General features: G+C 64.7%; 13 protein-coding genes. 12 read left to right on the plus strand and 1 reads right to left on the minus strand.

What is annotated here, in order from left to right; genetic code table 11:
• Nucleotides 1–7: 7 nt before the first annotated feature.
• The 11 genes from murD (at nt 8) to lpxC (ending at nt 12,509) form a co-directional block, all read left to right on the plus strand.
• Nucleotides 8–1,501 (plus strand): UDP-N-acetylmuramoyl-L-alanine--D-glutamate ligase, encoded by a 1,494-nt coding sequence (gene murD, locus HD842_RS21440; protein WP_183557209.1) that lies wholly within the window; start codon nt 8–10, stop codon nt 1,499–1,501.
• Entirely contained in the window at nt 1,501–2,718 is a 1,218-nt protein-coding gene (gene ftsW / locus HD842_RS21445) for a putative lipid II flippase FtsW (protein ID WP_183557212.1), read from the plus strand. The genes murD and ftsW overlap by 1 nt, the downstream gene beginning before the upstream one ends.
• Nucleotides 2,715–3,800 carry an undecaprenyldiphospho-muramoylpentapeptide beta-N-acetylglucosaminyltransferase gene (gene murG, locus HD842_RS21450; RefSeq protein ID WP_229424876.1) on the plus strand — a complete coding sequence of 362 codons (1,086 nt, stop codon included), beginning with the start codon at nt 2,715–2,717 and terminating at the stop codon, nt 3,798–3,800. Before ftsW ends, murG begins: the two co-directional genes overlap by 4 nt.
• Nucleotides 3,797–5,185, plus strand: coding sequence for a UDP-N-acetylmuramate--L-alanine ligase (gene murC, locus HD842_RS21455; RefSeq protein ID WP_183557215.1), 1,389 nt, complete (start codon nt 3,797–3,799; stop codon nt 5,183–5,185). Before murG ends, murC begins: the two co-directional genes overlap by 4 nt.
• A gap of 2 nt (nt 5,186–5,187) precedes the next feature.
• Nucleotides 5,188–6,177: a D-alanine--D-alanine ligase gene (locus tag HD842_RS21460; protein WP_183557218.1), complete on the plus strand. Its 990-nt coding sequence runs from the start codon at nt 5,188–5,190 to the stop codon at nt 6,175–6,177.
• Between the two features lie 5 nt (nt 6,178–6,182).
• Nucleotides 6,183–7,019 carry a cell division protein FtsQ/DivIB gene (locus HD842_RS21465; protein WP_183557221.1) on the plus strand — a complete coding sequence of 279 codons (837 nt, stop codon included), beginning with the start codon at nt 6,183–6,185 and terminating at the stop codon, nt 7,017–7,019.
• A gap of 13 nt (nt 7,020–7,032) precedes the next feature.
• Nucleotides 7,033–8,265 carry a cell division protein FtsA gene (gene ftsA / locus HD842_RS21470; RefSeq protein WP_183557224.1) on the plus strand — a complete coding sequence of 411 codons (1,233 nt, stop codon included), beginning with the start codon at nt 7,033–7,035 and terminating at the stop codon, nt 8,263–8,265.
• A 163-nt stretch (nt 8,266–8,428) separates the two neighbouring features.
• Nucleotides 8,429–9,628: a cell division protein FtsZ gene (gene ftsZ, locus HD842_RS21475; RefSeq protein WP_183557227.1), complete on the plus strand. Its 1,200-nt coding sequence runs from the start codon at nt 8,429–8,431 to the stop codon at nt 9,626–9,628.
• A 320-nt stretch (nt 9,629–9,948) separates the two neighbouring features.
• On the plus strand, nt 9,949–10,452 hold the full coding sequence (locus tag HD842_RS21480) for a peroxiredoxin (RefSeq protein ID WP_183557230.1): 504 nt from the start codon (nt 9,949–9,951) through the stop codon (nt 10,450–10,452).
• Nucleotides 10,453–10,678: 226 nt separating this feature from the next.
• Complete coding sequence (locus HD842_RS21485; protein ID WP_183557575.1) at nt 10,679–11,521, plus strand: DMT family transporter; 843 nt, start codon at nt 10,679–10,681, stop codon at nt 11,519–11,521.
• 52 nt (nt 11,522–11,573) lie between these two features.
• Nucleotides 11,574–12,509 carry a UDP-3-O-acyl-N-acetylglucosamine deacetylase gene (gene lpxC, locus HD842_RS21490; RefSeq protein WP_183557233.1) on the plus strand — a complete coding sequence of 312 codons (936 nt, stop codon included), beginning with the start codon at nt 11,574–11,576 and terminating at the stop codon, nt 12,507–12,509.
• Between the two features lie 15 nt (nt 12,510–12,524).
• On the opposite strand, the gene HD842_RS21495 is transcribed toward lpxC, so the two are convergent.
• Nucleotides 12,525–13,016, minus strand: a complete 492-nt coding sequence (locus HD842_RS21495; RefSeq protein ID WP_183557578.1) for a DciA family protein — start codon at nt 13,014–13,016, stop codon at nt 12,525–12,527.
• A gap of 279 nt (nt 13,017–13,295) precedes the next feature.
• Here HD842_RS21495 and secA point away from each other — a divergent pair, with 279 nt between their 5' ends.
• Nucleotides 13,296–16,082, plus strand: a complete 2,787-nt coding sequence (secA, locus tag HD842_RS21500) for a preprotein translocase subunit SecA (RefSeq protein WP_183557237.1) — start codon at nt 13,296–13,298, stop codon at nt 16,080–16,082.
• Nucleotides 16,083–16,233: the final 151 nt, after the last annotated feature.

The following is a 16,233-nucleotide window of genomic DNA, read 5'->3' on the forward strand; positions in this document are numbered from 1 at the left end:
TGGGCTGATGAATTACAACGGCAAACTCGCACTGGTACTGGGCCTCGGTGAATCCGGGCTCGCGATGGCGCACTGGCTCGCGCGGGGCGGCGCACGCGTGCGCGTGGCCGATACGCGCGCGGAACCGCAACGCCTGCCGGCGCTGCGCGCGGCCGCGCCCGATGCGCAGTTCGTCGCTGGCGAATTTGGCGCCGACCTGCTCGAGGGCGTCGACTTTGTCGCCGTCAGCCCGGGCCTGGCCCCGGAGCGCGAACTGGCTGCCATCATGCCTGCTGCCGCTACCCGCGACATCCCTGTCTGGGGCGAGATCGAACTGTTTGCCCAGGCGCTGGCGCACCTGCGTGAGACCAACGGCTATGCGCCGAAAGTCATTGCGATCACGGGCACCAACGGCAAGACGACGGTGACGAGCCTGACCGGCCTGCTGTGCCGCCGCGCGGGGTTGACCACGCGGGTGGCCGGCAATATCAGCCCGGCCGCGCTGGACGTGCTGCGCGAGTCGATCGATGCGAACGAGTTGCCGCAAGCCTGGGTGCTGGAGTTGTCCAGCTTCCAGTTGCACACCACCTTCAGCCTGCAGGCCGACGCTGCGACGGTGCTGAACCTGACCCAGGACCACCTCGACTGGCACGGCACGATGGATGCCTACGCGGCCGACAAGGCGCGCATCTTTGGCCCGGACACCGTGCGCGTCCTGAATCGCGACGATGCGCGCGTGATGCGCATGGCGGTCGATGCGCCGCTGTTCACCTTTGGGACCGATGAACCGGTCGACGCCGACAGCTTTGGTCTGATCGACGAGCGCGGCGTGCTGTGGCTGGCCAACGCCGTGGCGGGCGAGGCGAGCGACAAGAAACTGAAACGCGGCGAAATCCGCGAACAGGTCGACGCCATCGTGAGCCGCCTGATGCCGGCCGATGCGCTCAAGATTCGCGGCCTGCACAATGCGGCCAACGCACTGGCCGCGCTGGCCCTGTGCCGCGCCTGCGGCCTGCCGCTCGCGCCGCTGCTGCACGGCTTGCGCGAGTACGCGGGCGAACCGCACCGCGTCGAACTGGTGGCCACCATCGACGGCGTTGACTATTACGACGACAGCAAGGGCACCAATGTCGGCGCCACTGTCGCTGCGCTGCAGGGCCTGGGCAAGGCCTTTGCCGGCGCCGACCAGCAGATCCTGTTGATCGCCGGTGGCGATGGCAAGGGGCAGGACTTTTCGCCGCTGGCCCAGCCCGTGGCCGCGTATGCCCGCGCCGTGCTGCTGATCGGCCGCGATGCGCCTGCCGTGCGCGCCGCGATCGATGCGACCGGCGTGCCGGCCTTTGACCTCGACGACCTGCCGCAGGCGGTGCGCCGCGCAGCCGGTCTGGCACGTGCCGGTGACGCAGTGCTGCTGTCCCCTGCGTGCGCCAGCCTGGACATGTTCACCAATTACGCGCACCGCGCGCAGGTGTTCGTCGAGACCGTGCGCGACATCGCACTCGATAAAGGGCAGGAGATCTGATGGCCTTCCAGCTGCCCTTCAAGTTTTCCGGCAATGCTGTCGACGCCACCGTCGACGGGCGCAGCCGGCCGTCCAAAATGATGGACTACGACCAGCCGCTGGTCTGGGTCACGCTGCTCCTGATGCTGTTCGGGATGGTGATGGTGTATTCGGCGTCGATTGCGCTGCCCGATTCGCCGAAATTCCGCTATCTGCAGGACCGCAACGAATACTTCCTGTACCGCCAGGCGGTCTACATCCTCGTCTCGATGGTGGCTGCCGCGGTCGTGTTCCGCGTGCCGATCGCGGTCTGGCAGCGCCATGCGCCGATGATCTTCATCGGCACGCTGGTGCTGCTGGTGCTGGTGCTGATTCCAGGCCTGGGCGTGTCGGTCAACGGCGCGCGCCGCTGGCTCTCGCTCAAGGTCTTCATGGTGCAGCCATCCGAGATCATGAAGATCGCCGTGGTGCTGTACGCGGCCGACTTCACGGTGCGCAAGCAAGAGTACATGCACAAGCTGACCAAGGGCTTCGTGCCGATGGTCGTGGCCATTGGCCTGGTGGGCGGCCTCTTGCTGATGGAGCCGGATCTGGGCGCCTTCGGCGTGATCGTCTGCATCGCCATGGGCATCCTGTTCCTGGGCGGGATCAACATCATCTGGTTCGGCGGCATCGGCGCGCTGCTGGTCGTGATCTTCAGCGCGATCATCGCGCTCTCGCCGTTTCGCCGTGCGCGCATGTTCGCTTACCTGAACCCGTGGGAAGAGGGCAACGCCCTGGACAAGGCATACCAGCTGACGCACTCGCTGATCGCGTTCGGGCGCGGCGAGATCTTTGGCGTGGGCCTGGGTGGCTCGGTCGAGAAACTGTTCTACCTGCCCGAAGCGCACACCGACTTCATCATGGCCGTCATCGGCGAAGAACTGGGCCTGGTCGGCGTGCTGGTCGTGGTGGCGATGTTCTACTGGCTCGTCAAGCGCGCCTTCGACATCGGCCGCCAGGCGATCGCGCTGGAACAGGTGTTCGCTGGCCTGGCCGCCAAAGGCATCGGCATCTGGATCGGCGTGCAGACCTTCATCAATATGGGCGTGAACCTGGGCCTGTTGCCCACCAAGGGCCTGACCTTGCCTTTGATGAGCTTTGGCGGTTCGGGCGTGCTGTTCAACTGCGTCGGCCTGGCGATCCTGCTGCGCATCGATTACGAAAATCGCGTGCGCATGCGCGGAGGCCGCACATGACCAAAAAGCTGATGATCATGGCCGCCGGCACCGGTGGCCACATCTTCCCCGGCATCGCGATCGCGCAGACGATGCGCGCGCGCGGCTGGGAGGTGAGCTGGCTGGGCACTGCCCACGGCATGGAAACCGATCTGGTGCCGAAGGCCGGCATCGACATGGACACGATCGACTTCGCCGGCCTGCGCGGCAAGGGCCTGGCGCACACCATCAAGGGCGCGCTCAAGATGGCGGCCGCCTTTGCGACCTGCCGGCGCTACCTGGCCGCGCGCCGGCCCGACGTCGTGCTGGGCATGGGCGGTTACGTGACAGTACCGGGCGGCATGATGGCGCGCGCCGCCGGCATCCCGCTGGCCCTGATCAATGCCGACGCCGCGCTGCTGCTGTCGAACAAAACGCTGACGCCATTGGCGCAGCGCGTGCTGTTCGGCTTCCCGGCCGATTTCGGCAAGGCGGCCGGCAAGGCCGTCGTCACGGGCAACCCGGTGCGCCAGCAGATCCTCGATCTGCCCACGCCCGCCGAACGCTTCGCCGGTCGCACGGGCGTGCTGCGCGTGCTGGTCGTGGGCGGCAGCCTGGGGGCCAAGGTGCTCAACGATGGCGTGCCGGCAGCCTTGGGCCTGATCGACCCGGCTGCGCGGCCGGTCGTCACGCACCAGTCGGGCAAGAAGAACATCGATGCGCTGCGCGCCGCGTATGCGCGCGCTGGCGTGCAGGCCAATGTGGTCGACTTCATCGACAATATGGCGGCGGCGTATGCAGAGGCCGACTTGGTGATCTGCCGCGCCGGTGCGATCACGGTGTCCGAACTGACGGCGGCCGGCGTGGCCAGCGTGCTGGTGCCGTTCGTCGCCAGCACCACGAGCCACCAGCGCGACAACGCCATCTGGATGGACGGGCAAGGCGCGGCCGTGCACCTGCCGCAGGGTGAACTGAATCCACAGCGACTGAAAAGTCTGCTGCAAACGACGCGCGAGCAGTGTCTGGCCATGGCGCAGGCGGCAGCGCGCGTCGGCCAGCGCGACGCCAACGAGGCGATCGCGCGCGAACTCGAACAACTTGCAGCAAGGGTAAAAGCAGCATGAAACACAAGATCAAGAACATCCACTTCGTGGGCATCGGCGGCAGCGGCATGAGCGGCATCGCCGAAGTGCTGCTCAATCTCGGCTATCAGGTGTCGGGCTCGGACCTGGGCAGCAATGCCGCCAGCCAGCGCCTGGCCGACCTGGGCGCCAAGGTGTACCTGGGCCACCACGAAGATCACGTCACGGGCGCCGACGTCGTCGTGACCTCGACCGCCGTCAACGAGGCCAACCCCGAAGTGGTGGCCGCGCGTACCAACAAGGTGCCAGTGGTGCCGCGCGCGATCATGCTGGGCGAATTGATGCGTCTGAAGCGCGGTATCGCGATTGCGGGCACGCACGGCAAGACGACCACTACCAGCCTGGTCGCATCGGTGCTGGCGCAGGGCGGGCTCGATCCGACCTTCGTCATCGGTGGCCGCCTGACCGCCGCCGGCGCCAATGCGGCGCTGGGCAGCGGCGACTACATCGTGGCCGAAGCCGATGAGTCGGATGCGTCGTTCCTGAACCTGTCGCCGATGATCGAAGTGATCACGAACATCGACGCCGATCACATGGAAACCTACGAGCACGACTTCGAGAAGCTCAAGAGCGCGTTCGTCAATTTCACGCACCGCCTGCCGTTCTACGGCCGCGTCATGCTGTGCATCGACGACAAGCACGTGCGCGAGATCCTGCCGCAGGTGACCAAGCCGGTCACCACCTACGGTTTTTCTGAAGAAGCCGAAGTGCGCGCGCTGGATGCCTATGCCGACGGCACCCACATGCACTTCACCGTGCGCCAGGAAGGCTACGCCGACACCAAGTTCGTGCTGAACCAGCCCGGCATGCACAATGTGCTCAACGCCTGCTCGGCGATTGCGATTGCGCGCGAAATCGGCATCGACGACGCCGCCACCGCCCAGGGCCTGCTGGAATTTCGTGGCGTGGGCCGCCGCTTCACGCGCTACGGCGACGTGGCGCTGGCGTCCGGCGGCAGTTTCACGCTGGTCGACGACTTCGGCCACCACCCGGTGGAAACCGAAGTCACGCTGGCCGCCGCGCGCGCCGCCTACCCGGGCCGGCGCCTCGTGCTGGCCTTCCAGCCGCACCGCTACAGCCGCACGCGCGACCTGTTCGAAGACTTCGTCAAGGTGCTGGCCACGCCGGACGTGCTGCTGCTGGCCGATGTGTACCCGGCCGGCGAAGCGCCGATCGTGGCCGCTGACGGCCGCGCCCTGGCGCGCGCACTGCGCACGTCCAGCAAGATCGAGCCGATCTTCGTCGAGTCGATCGCCGAGATGCGCGACGCCATCCTGAACGTGGCGCGCGACGGCGACGTCGTGCTGACGATGGGCGCCGGCTCGATCAGCGGCATTCCGCAACAACTGACCACAGCGAAAGGCTGAGCATGACGACGACCATTCAACTTCTCGATGCCACCGTCTTCGGCAAGGTCGGCGTCCTGTTCGGCGGCCGCTCGGCCGAGCGCGAAATCTCGCTCATTTCCGGCAACGGCGTGCTGCAGGCGCTGAAAAGCCGCGGCATCGATGCGCACCCGTTCGATCCGGGTACGCACAGCCTGGCCGACCTGGCTGCGCAGGGTTTTGACCGCGTGTTCATCGCGCTGCATGGCCGCTACGGCGAAGACGGCAGCCTGCAGGGCGCCCTCGAGCAGCTGGGCATTCCGTACACCGGCAGCGGCGTGATGGCGTCGAGCGTCGGCATGGACAAGATCACCACCAAGAAGCTGTGGCTGATGGAAGGCGTGCCAACGCCAAAATACGCGACGGTCGACGCCGACACCGACCTGGATGCGCTGGTGGCCGAACTGGGCCTGCCGCTGATCGTCAAGCCGCCGCTCGAAGGCTCGAGCATCGGCATCACCAAGGTCACCGACCGCGACCAGCTGGCCGACGCGATCGCGCTCGTGGCCAGCATGGACGATGCGGTACTGGCCGAGCAGTTCGTGACCGGCCGCGAATTCACGGTCGCCGTGCTGGGGCAGGGCGCTGCTGCCCGCGCGCTGCCGATCGTCGAGATCGTCGCGCCCGAAGGCAAGTACGACTACCAGAACAAGTACTTCACCGACGACACGCAATACCACTGCCCGGCGCCGTTGCCCGACGAACTGACGCAGCAAATCCAGCGTCACGCCGTGAACGCCTACCGCGCGATCGGCTGCGAAGGCTGGGGCCGCGTCGATGTGCTGGTACGCGAGAGCGACATGCGGCCGTTCCTGCTCGAGGTGAATACGTCCCCGGGCATGACGACGCACTCGCTGGTGCCGATGGCGGCGCGCGCAGTGGGCATCGGCTACGAAGACCTGTGCGTCGAGATCCTGCGCTCGGCGCGGCTCAAGATGGGCAACCGGGGTGCGAAACCCGAAGCGAAGGACTGAGCGCAATGTGGCATGACGTCCGCTCCCTCAATGCAACCGCCAGCTTCCTGACGGCGCTGACGGTGCTCGCCGCGCTGGTGACCGGCGTCTGGTGGCTGTCGCAGCGCCCGATGTTCGCACTGGGCTCGGTGACGGTGGAGAGCATGTACGGGATCGACCTGAAACACGTGAACGAACTGACCGTGCGTAACGGCGTGGTCGGTAAAATTCGCGGCAACTTCTTTACCGCCGACCTGGAACAGGTGCGCGCGACGTTCGAGACCGTGCCCTGGGTACGCCGCGCCACGGTGCGCCGCGAATGGCCCAACGCGCTGGTGGTCGAAGTCGAAGAGCACGAGGCACTCGGCACCTGGGGCGACGAAGGCCGCCTGCTGTCGGTCAAGGGCGACGTGTTTACGGCCAATATCGCCGAAGCCGACGATGAACAGACGCTGCCGGAGTTCGACGGACCGGTGGGCAGCGAGAAGGATGTGCTGGCGCGCTTCAATGAATTGCGCACGGCGTTTGCCAAGGTGGCGCTGGTGCCACACGCGTTGTCGCTATCGAATCGCTATGCATGGACCGTGAAGCTGGATAATGGCATGAGCGTCGAACTGGGACGCGAACAGGATCGCAACACGTTGAACAAGCGCGTCGCGCGTCTGGTCGGCGTGTACCCGCAGCTGGTGGCCCGGCTGCAGGAGGGCCGTATCGATACGATCGATATGCGCTATCCGAACGGACTGGCCTTGTCGTCGGCGGCGCTGAACGTGCCGCTGGATGCGACCAAGCCGGTCAAGGCAGCCAAGAAGCCCAAAGCCGCACCGAATACAAAAACCAATACAACAACCAAGCAAATCTGAGCAGGCTACAGCAATGACAAAAGACGCGAAAAACCTGATCGTCGGTCTCGACATCGGCACCTCCAAGGTGGTGGCCGTGGTCGCCGAAGTGATGTCCGACGGACGCCACGAGGTGATCGGGCTGGGTCAGCACGAGTCCAGGGGATTGAAGAAAGGCGTGGTCGTCAACATCGAGGCCACCGTCGAATCGATCCAGCGCGCGCTGGAAGAGGCCGAGCTGATGGCGGATTGCAAGATCCGCAACGTCTATGCCGGCATCGCCGGCAGCCATATCCGTTCGTTCAATTCGAGCGGGATGGTGGCGATCAAGGAGAAGGAAGTCACGGCGACCGACGTGGCGCGCGTGATCGAGACGGCCAAGGCGGTGAACATCCCGACCGACCAGCAATTGCTGCACACGGTGCCGCAGGAATTCATCGTCGACAACCAGGAAGACGTGCGCGAGCCGATCGGCATGAGCGGCATCCGCCTCGAAGTGCGGGTGCACATCGTCACCGGTGCGGTCTCCGCGGTACAAAACATTGTAAAGTGCGTGCGCCGCTGCGGTCTCGAGGTCTCGGACCTGATCCTGCAGCCGATGGCGTCCGCCGACGCGGTGCTGACGGTCGACGAGAAAGAACTGGGCGTGGTGCTGATCGACATCGGCGGCGGCACCACCGACATCGCGGTGTTCTCGGACGGCGCGATCCGCCACACGGCCGTGATCCCGATCGCGGGTGACCAGATCACCAGCGACATCGCGATGGCCTTGCGCACACCGACCGGCGAAGCCGAAGATATCAAGATCCGCTACGGCGTGGCCAAGCAGGTGCTGGCCGACCCGGGCGAGACACTCGAAGTGCCAGGTCTCGGTGACCGCGGCCCGCGCGCCCTGTCGCGCCAGGCGCTGGCGGCCGTGATCGAGCCCCGGGTGGAGGAGCTGTTTGCGATGGTGCACCAGGCGGTGCGCGAATCGGGCTACGAAGGCGTGCTGTCGTCCGGCATCGTCCTGACCGGCGGCAGCGCGATCATGCCCGGCATGATCGAAATGGCGGAAGACATCTTCCTCAAACCGGCACGCCTCGGCACGCCGGACTACCGCGGGCAATTGGCCGATGTGGTGCGCAGCCCCCGCTACGCCACCGTGCTTGGCTTGCTGCTCGAAGCAAAGAAACAGTACCTGCGCGGGCACATCGTCACGCGCCAGGATGGTTCGGTGAAGGCAGTCTGGCAGCGCATGAAGGAGTGGATCGCGGGGAACTTCTGACGCACATGCAATCGCACTAGCACTTGGTAACAAATTAGGTAGCGAAATTTCATCACGAATTACAGTTTTTTACATACAATCGCAGATACCGGTTTGAGGCGGCGAACCAGATACGCACAGGCCTCGTTCCCGTAACTGCACTTTGAAAATTAGGGAGCACATCATGGAGTTCGATATGGTCGATAACGCAGCACTGGGGACCGTGATCAAGGTCGTGGGCGTCGGTGGCGCCGGCGGCAACGCGGTTCAGCACATGATCAATAAAGGTGTATCCGGTGTCGAGTTCATCGCCGCGAACACGGACGCGCAAGCGCTGGCCGTATCGAGCGCCGGCAACATCATCCAGATCGGTGACTCGGGCCTGGGCGCAGGGATGCGTCCTGAGGTCGGCCGCCAGCTCGCCGAACAATCGCGCTCGCGCATCGAAGACGCACTGCGCGGCGCGCACATGGTCTTCATCGCAGCCGGCATGGGCGGCGGCACCGGTACCGGCGCCGCACCGATCGTGGCCGAAGTGGCCAAGGCGATGGGCGCGCTGACCGTGGCTGTCGTTTCAAAGCCGTTCTCGTACGAAGGCCAGAAGTGCATGGACGTGGCCGAAGCGGGCCTCGAAGAACTGACCAAGCACGTCGACTCCCTGATCGTCATCCTGAACGAAAAGCTTGAAGACATCTACGAAGATGAAAGCATGCTCGACTGGATGCAGCACGCCGACGATGTGCTGAACAACGCGGTTGCCGGTATCGCCGAGATCATCAACGTGCCGGGCCACATCAACGTCGACTTCAATGACGTCAAGACGATCATGGGCGAGCAGGGCAAGGCCATGATGGGCACCGCGACCGCCGCTGGCGTCGACCGCGCGCGCATCGCTGCCGAGCAGGCTGTGGCTTCGCCGCTGCTCGACGGTATCGACCTGTCGGGCGCCAAGGGCGTGCTGGTCAACGTGACCGCAAGCCGTGGCCTGAAGGGTAAAGAGATCAAGGAAGTCATGGCCGCCGTGCGCGCCTTCGCCGCGCCGGACGCGTCGATCGCCCAGGGTATCGCTTACGACGACTCGATGGGCGACGAGATCCGCGTGACCGTGGTCGCAACGGGCCTGGGCAAGAACAAGAAGTCGATCCAGCTGGTCCAGCCGCAACAGGTCATGCGCACCGGTACCTACGATGCGCCAGTGATGCAGGGCGCTGCAGCCGTGCCGGGCGGCCTGACCGCCGGCAAGGCCAGCCCCGATGCGCTGGGCGGCATGAAGCAGCCAGCCGTGTGGCGCCGCGAGCAGGCATCCGAGCAGGTGCAGGCGATGCAGCGCAATGGCGTCGAGACCTACGACATTCCGGCGTTCCTGCGCAAGCAGGCGGACTGATGTTCGCATGATGGTCGGCGCAGGCTGACTAGAGTGCAAGAGGCCAGCGCAAGCTGGCCTTTTCGTTTGCGCGGCGCTTGCGCGCTGCTTCCAGCCCTGCCGGCCAGCTGCCACGACACACGTCATTCCCGCGCAGGCGGGAATCCCAGTCCTGAGCGCTACCGCTATGTATGGCAAATGTGGCTGCGCGTGCAACTTGGGTTCCCGCCTTCGCGGGAACGACGTGCCGGGGGAGTGGTCAACTGCCGAGGCAATGCCCTGCACACCCCTCCCGGATCGGCGATAATGGCCGGATTCACACAACCTTCACAGGAGCGAACATGAGCATCCAGATTGGCGAACGCCTGCCCGACGGCACGCTGGCTGAATTCATCGAGAACGAAACCGCAGGCTGCAGCCTGGGCCCGAACACGTTCCAGGTCGCCGATCTGGTCAAGGGCAAGAAGATCGTCATCTTCGGCCTGCCAGGCGCGTTCACGCCGGGTTGCTCGGTGCAGCACGTGCCGGGCTACGTCAAGCACGCCGACGCGCTTAAAGCCAAGGGCATCGATGAAATCTGGTGCATCTCGGTCAACGACGCGTTTGTGATGGGCGCCTGGGGCCGCGACCAGAAAGCCACCGGTATCGTGCGCATGATGGCCGACGGTAACGCCACGTTCACCAAGGCGCTGGGCCTGGACAACGATTACTCGGCCCACGGCATGGGCGTGCGCTCGAAGCGCTATGCGATGCTGGTCGACGATGGCGTGGTCAAGACGCTGGACCTGGATGCCAAGGGCGTCGAAGCGTCGAGCGCCGAAGCGATGCTGGAAAAGCTGGGCTGATTTCGATCATCCGTTTTGTGGTGTGCCACGGTGCGTTGAACGCGTGGACGGCATAGCCGTCCACCCTACGGTGCAGGGCAGTTCGTAGGGTGGACGGGTTTCCCGTCCACGCGTTCAACAAACTCTGACTGAACGACATCGGCGCCGCGGCGCCGTTTTTTTTACCGCCAACCAGGACAACCTCACCGTGAAGCGCCCATCCGGAAACCTGTACAGCATCTACGCGATGCTGCTTGCCGTCTTCATGTTTGCGCTGATGGACACGGCCATGAAGCTGCTGTCGGCGCGCTATCCGGCGCTGCAGGTCGCGGCTCTGCGGGCCATCTGTTCGCTGCCCCTGATTGCCCTGTACGTGGCCTGGCGCGGTGCGTTTGCCGGCATCTTCCGGGTGCGCTGGCCGATGCACCTGCTGCGCGCCGGGCTGGGCATCCTGATGCTGGCGCTGTTCGCATTCGGCCTGCAAAAGCTGTCGCTGGCCGAAGCCTATTCGATCTTCTTCATTGCGCCAGCCCTGATCACGGCGTTGTCGGTGCTGCTGCTGCGCGAGCGCGTCGACCTGGCGCGCTGGGTCGCCATCGGTGTCGGGCTGATTGGCGTACTGGTCGTGCTGCGCCCCAGCGGCGCGGGCTTCCTGACGGTGGGCGGCCTGGCGGTGCTGGGGTCGGCCGCCTGTTACGCCGTCTCGGCGATCACGGTGCGCGTGCTGTCGCGGACCGACCGCAGCGAGCACACGGTGTTCTGGCTGATGGTGCTGATCGCCATTGGCGCCGGCGCCCTGGCGGCGCCTGACTGGGTACCAATGTCGGCCCGTGACATTCCGATCCTGTGCGGCCTGGCGGTGTCGGGCTTCATCGGCCAGCTGGCGATCACCGAAGCGTTTTCGCGCGGCGAAGCGTCGAGCGTGGCGCCGTTCGAATACTCGGCCCTGGCCTGGGGCGTTGGGCTGGACTGGCTGCTGTGGCGCGCGCTGCCCGACAGCTACACGCTGCTGGGCGCGGCGATCATCATCGGCAGCGGCCTGTATCTGATCCGCCACGAGAAAGAGCATGTCGAAGCCGAGCATCCTTGACGAGCAGGGGAGGGGCGCAGCAGCGCAGGAAGCGCTGGGCTATAATCGATCCATGCTGAAACAACGAACCATCAAGGAACTGGTCCGCGCTACGGGCGTCGGACTGCACTCGGGCCGCAAGGTCGAACTCACGCTGCGCCCGGCCGGTCCGGACACGGGCATCGTGTTTCGCCGGGTCGATCTCGATCCGATCGTGTCCATTCCCAGCTCCGCGCACGTCGTGGGCGACACGCGCATGGCGTCGGTCCTGATCAAGGACGATGCGCGCGTCTCGACCGTCGAACACGTGATGTCGGCCTGCGCCGGCCTGGGCATCGACAACCTCGTCATCGACGTGACGGCCGAGGAAATCCCGATCATGGATGGTTCGGCATCGTCGTTCGTGTTCCTGCTGCAGCAGGCCGGCGTGCAAGAGCAGCCATCGGCCCGCAAGTTCATCCGCGTGCTGAAGGACGTCGAAGTGCGCCAGGGCAGCGGCGCGGCCGAAAAGTGGGCGCGCCTGTCGCCGCACAATGGCTACAAGCTCGACTTCTTCATCGAATTCAATCACCCGGCGGTCGATGGCACGATGCAGCGCGCGAGCGTGGACTTCGGCGACATCACCTATGTTCGCGACGTGGCGCGTGCGCGCACGTTTGGCTTCATGCAGGACGTGGAAAGCCTGCGCGGCATGGGCCTGGCGCGCGGCGGCTCGTTCGAGAACGCGATCGTGATGGATGAATACCGCATCCTGAATGCCGACGGCCTGCGCTACGAGGATGAATTCGTGCGCCACAAGATTCTCGACGCGATCGGCGACCTGTACCTGGTTGGGCATCCGCTGCTGGCCAGCTACACGGCCCATAAATCGGGCCATGCGCTCAACAACGACCTGCTGCGCGCCTTGCTGGCGCAGCCGGATTCGTACGAGATCGTCAGCTTTGATGCACTCGATACCGCGCCGCCGTCGTACGTCAAGCAGATGACGCGGGAGTGGGCGCAGAGCTGATCCGGTCTGCTGCCGCTATCGTCTCTTTGCCGCCAGCGCCCTGAGCGCCGCCACCAGATCGTGATTGTGCTTGTCGTCCGGCAGTGACGCGGCCAGTTCCTCGAACGCGCGCACGGCCGTCGGCGGCAGCTCCAGCGTGCGCATCTCGGGTTTGTCGGGCAGCGCGCGCGTGACCTGCACCTTGATGCGGGTCGATTCCACCTGCCAGCCGCGCCCGATGAGCGTGCTCTGCAGCTTGGGCAGCATCTGCTTGAGCCGCGCCGCCAGCGCCGAGCTGGGCACGGCAAGAATCAACACCCCTTCCTGGAACGACAGCACATCGCAGTTGTGAAACACGGCCGGCAGCGCCGCGGCGCAATCGGCCTGCAGGCGCGCCATGCGCGTGATGGCCGGCATCAGGCTGGCCAGGCGGTCGTTCGAGCGCAGGAAGTCGGTGGCGGCGTGCGAGGTCTGCCGGTTCTTGGTGCCGAAGATATGGACCGGGCGCTTTGGGGGAGGTTGCTGCATGCTCGGAACATACCACAGCGCGCGGCAGATGGGGAAACCCCGGCGCAGCGCCGGGTCGCGGGCAATGCAGGGTGGGATTTTGCAGGCCATACGAGGCAGTCTGATAACGTTTCTGTCCCTGCGGGACTTGTTATCCTGCCCACGATCCCCAAGTGTGGCCGAATCGCATGATAAAATCAGTGGTTATTTGCCTAACGCGGTCTTTGGTGAAATCTGTTGATATCATCTTGGCTCCCTCATTGGCGTCTATTGCGGCGTATTTAATACTAGAAACCAAGCATGTCATTCCTGACCCAGATTTTCGGCAGTCGCAACCAGCGACTGCTCAAGCAATATCAAAAGACCGTGCGTGTCATCAACGCGCTCGAGCCACAGATGGAGCAGCTCTCGGACGCGGAACTGCAAGCCAAGACGCCTGAATTCAAGGACCGGCTGGCCAAGGGCACGACCCTCGACGAGATCCTGCCGGAAGCATTCGCCGTCTGCCGCGAAGCGGCCAAGCGCGTGATGAAGATGCGCCACTTCGACGTCCAGCTGATCGGCGGCATGGTCCTGCACCAGGGCAAGATCGCGGAGATGGGCACGGGCGAGGGCAAGACCCTGATGGCCACGCTGCCGGTCTACCTGAACGGCCTGTCGGGCAAGGGCGTGCACGTCATTACCGTCAACGATTACCTGGCACAGCGCGATGCTGACCAGATGGGCCAGCTGTACGGCTGGCTGGGCCTCACGACCGGTGTCAACCTGTCGCAGCTCGACCACGACAGCAAGCAAAAAGCCTACAGCTCGGACATCACGTACGGCACCAACAACGAATTCGGCTTCGACTACCTGCGCGACAATATGGTCTACGACCTGCGCGAGCGCGTCCAGCGCGGCCTGAATTTCTCGGTGGTCGATGAAGTCGACTCGATCCTGATCGATGAAGCGCGCACGCCGCTCATCATCTCGGGCCAGGCCGAGAACCACACCGACCTGTACATCCGCCTGAACGCGGTGCCGCCACAGCTGGTCCAGCAAATCGGCGAAGAAACGCCGGATGGCAAGGGCAAGATCGAAGTCCCGGGCGACTACCTGAAGGACGAAAAAGCGCACACCGTGCTGCTGACCGAATCGGGCCACGAGCACGCCGAAGCGATCCTGACCGAGATGGGTCTGCTGCCTGAAGGCGCGTCGCTGTACGATGCCGGCAACATCACGTTGATCCACCACCTGTACGCGGCGCTGCGCGCCCACGTCCTGTACCACAAGGACCAGCACTACGTGGTGCAAAACAATGAAGTCGTCATCGTCGACGAATTCACCGGCCGCCTGATGACGGGCCGCCGCTGGTCGGATGGCCTGCACCAGGCCGTCGAAGCGAAAGAGGGCGTGCGCATCCAGAACGAGAACCAGACGCTGGCCTCGATCACGTTCCAGAACTACTTCCGCATGTACGGCAAGCTGGCCGGCATGACCGGTACGGCCGACACCGAAGCGTTCGAATTCCAGGAAATCTACGGGCTGGAGACCGTCGTCGTCCCGCCGAACCGGCCGTCGCAGCGCAAGGACCGCCAGGACCAGGTCTACAAGACGTCCGACGAGAAGTACAACGCGATGGTCATGGACATCCGCGACTGCTACGAGCGCGGCCAGCCGGTCCTGGTGGGCACCACCTCGATCGAGAACTCCGAGCTTCTCTCGGGCATCCTGACCAAGGCGAACCTGCCGCACAACGTCCTGAACGCGAAGCAGCACGCACGCGAAGCGGAAATCGTCGCGCAGGCGGGCCGTCCCAAGATGATCACCATCGCCACCAATATGGCCGGCCGTGGTACCGACATCGTCCTGGGTGGCAATATGGGCAAGCAGATCCAGCTCATCGAAGCCGATGGCAGCTTGAGCCCCGAGCAGAAAGCTGCCCAGTCGCAGACGCTGCGCGACGAGTGGCAGTCGCTGCACGACCACGTGGTCAATGCCGGCGGCCTGCACATCATCGGCACCGAGCGCCACGAATCGCGCCGCGTCGACAACCAGCTGCGCGGCCGTTCGGGCCGTCAGGGCGATCCGGGTTCGTCCCGCTTCTACCTGTGCCTGGACGACGCACTGCTGCGCATCTTCGCGGGCGACCGCGTGCGCGCGATCATGGACCGCCTGAAAATGCCGGAAGGCGAACCGATCGAAGCGGGCATCGTCTCGCGTTCGATCGAGTCGGCCCAGCGCAAGGTCGAGGCCCGCAACTTCGACGTGCGTAAGCAATTGCTCGAGTACGACGACGTCGCCAACGACCAGCGCAAGGTGATCTACACCCAGCGTAACGAACTGCTCGAAGCGACCGACATCAGCGAGATGATCAATTCGCTGCGTGTGGGCGTGTTCACCGACCAGGTGCGCATCCATGTGCCGGCCGAATCGGTCGAAGAACAGTGGGACGTCAAGGCGCTGGAAACAACGCTGGCGGGCGAGTGGAGCCTGAACGTGCCGCTGCAGCAGATGCTGCAGGATGAGCCGAACCTGAACGACGACGAACTGCTCGAGCGCGTGCTGACGGCGGCCGAAACGTCGTACAACAGCAAGGTCGGCATCGTGGGCCGCGAATCGTTCGGTGGTTTCGAGCGCAACGTCATGCTGCAGAGCGTCGACACCCACTGGCGCGAACACCTGGCGGCGCTGGACCACCTGCGCCAGGGTATCCACCTGCGCGGCTACGCACAGAAGAACCCGAAGCAGGAATACAAGCGCGAAGCATTCGAGCTGTTCAGCAGCATGCTGGATCTGATCAAGAATGAAGTGATCCGCACTGTCATGACGGTCCACATCCAGTCGCGCGAAGAAGTCGAAGCAGCCGAAGCGGCAATGGCGGCGCAGGCGGCCCAGCTCGAGAACGTCAACTACCAGCACGCCGACTACAACCCGTCGGCCGCGCCGGAAGAGCTGTTCAATCCGAACCCGAACAAGGGCGGTGAAGGCGACGCAGTCTCGGCCGAAGACCACAGCAGCTATATGGGCGTGAAGGTCGGCCGCAACGACCCATGCCCTTGCGGCAGCGGCAAGAAGTTCAAGCAGTGCCACGGCAAGCTGGCGTAAGCGCAGATTGCAGTTAGCATGTGGAGGCGGCCGGGGAAACCTGGCCGTTTTTCATTGAGGACACTGATATTTTCGCAGGTGGGCGTAGGGTGGGCGGCTATGCCGTCCACGCGGTGATCGTTATCGGGCGATATCACGAACGGCCCTTCGT

The sequence above is a fragment of the Massilia aurea genome (genome assembly GCF_014200505.1).
GTDB classification, from domain to species: Bacteria; Pseudomonadota; Gammaproteobacteria; order Burkholderiales; family Burkholderiaceae_D; genus Telluria; species Telluria aurea_B.

Coding starts and splice junctions, on each gene's coding strand:
- murD (WP_183557209.1), top strand. CDS start 8: ATGAATTACAACGGCAAACTCGCACTGGTACTGGGCCTCGGTGAATCC.
- HD842_RS21465 (WP_183557221.1), top strand. CDS start 6,183: ATGTGGCATGACGTCCGCTCCCTCAATGCAACCGCCAGCTTCCTGACG.
- secA (WP_183557237.1), top strand. CDS start 13,296: ATGTCATTCCTGACCCAGATTTTCGGCAGTCGCAACCAGCGACTGCTC.
- murC (WP_183557215.1), top strand. CDS start 3,797: ATGAAACACAAGATCAAGAACATCCACTTCGTGGGCATCGGCGGCAGC.
- ftsW (WP_183557212.1), top strand. CDS start 1,501: ATGGCCTTCCAGCTGCCCTTCAAGTTTTCCGGCAATGCTGTCGACGCC.
- HD842_RS21485 (WP_183557575.1), top strand. CDS start 10,679: ATGCTGCTTGCCGTCTTCATGTTTGCGCTGATGGACACGGCCATGAAG.
- ftsZ (WP_183557227.1), top strand. CDS start 8,429: ATGGAGTTCGATATGGTCGATAACGCAGCACTGGGGACCGTGATCAAG.
- HD842_RS21460 (WP_183557218.1), top strand. CDS start 5,188: ATGACGACGACCATTCAACTTCTCGATGCCACCGTCTTCGGCAAGGTC.
- HD842_RS21495 (WP_183557578.1), bottom strand. CDS start 13,016: ATGCAGCAACCTCCCCCAAAGCGCCCGGTCCATATCTTCGGCACCAAG.
- murG (WP_229424876.1), top strand. CDS start 2,715: ATGACCAAAAAGCTGATGATCATGGCCGCCGGCACCGGTGGCCACATC.
- HD842_RS21480 (WP_183557230.1), top strand. CDS start 9,949: ATGAGCATCCAGATTGGCGAACGCCTGCCCGACGGCACGCTGGCTGAA.
- ftsA (WP_183557224.1), top strand. CDS start 7,033: ATGACAAAAGACGCGAAAAACCTGATCGTCGGTCTCGACATCGGCACC.
- lpxC (WP_183557233.1), top strand. CDS start 11,574: ATGCTGAAACAACGAACCATCAAGGAACTGGTCCGCGCTACGGGCGTC.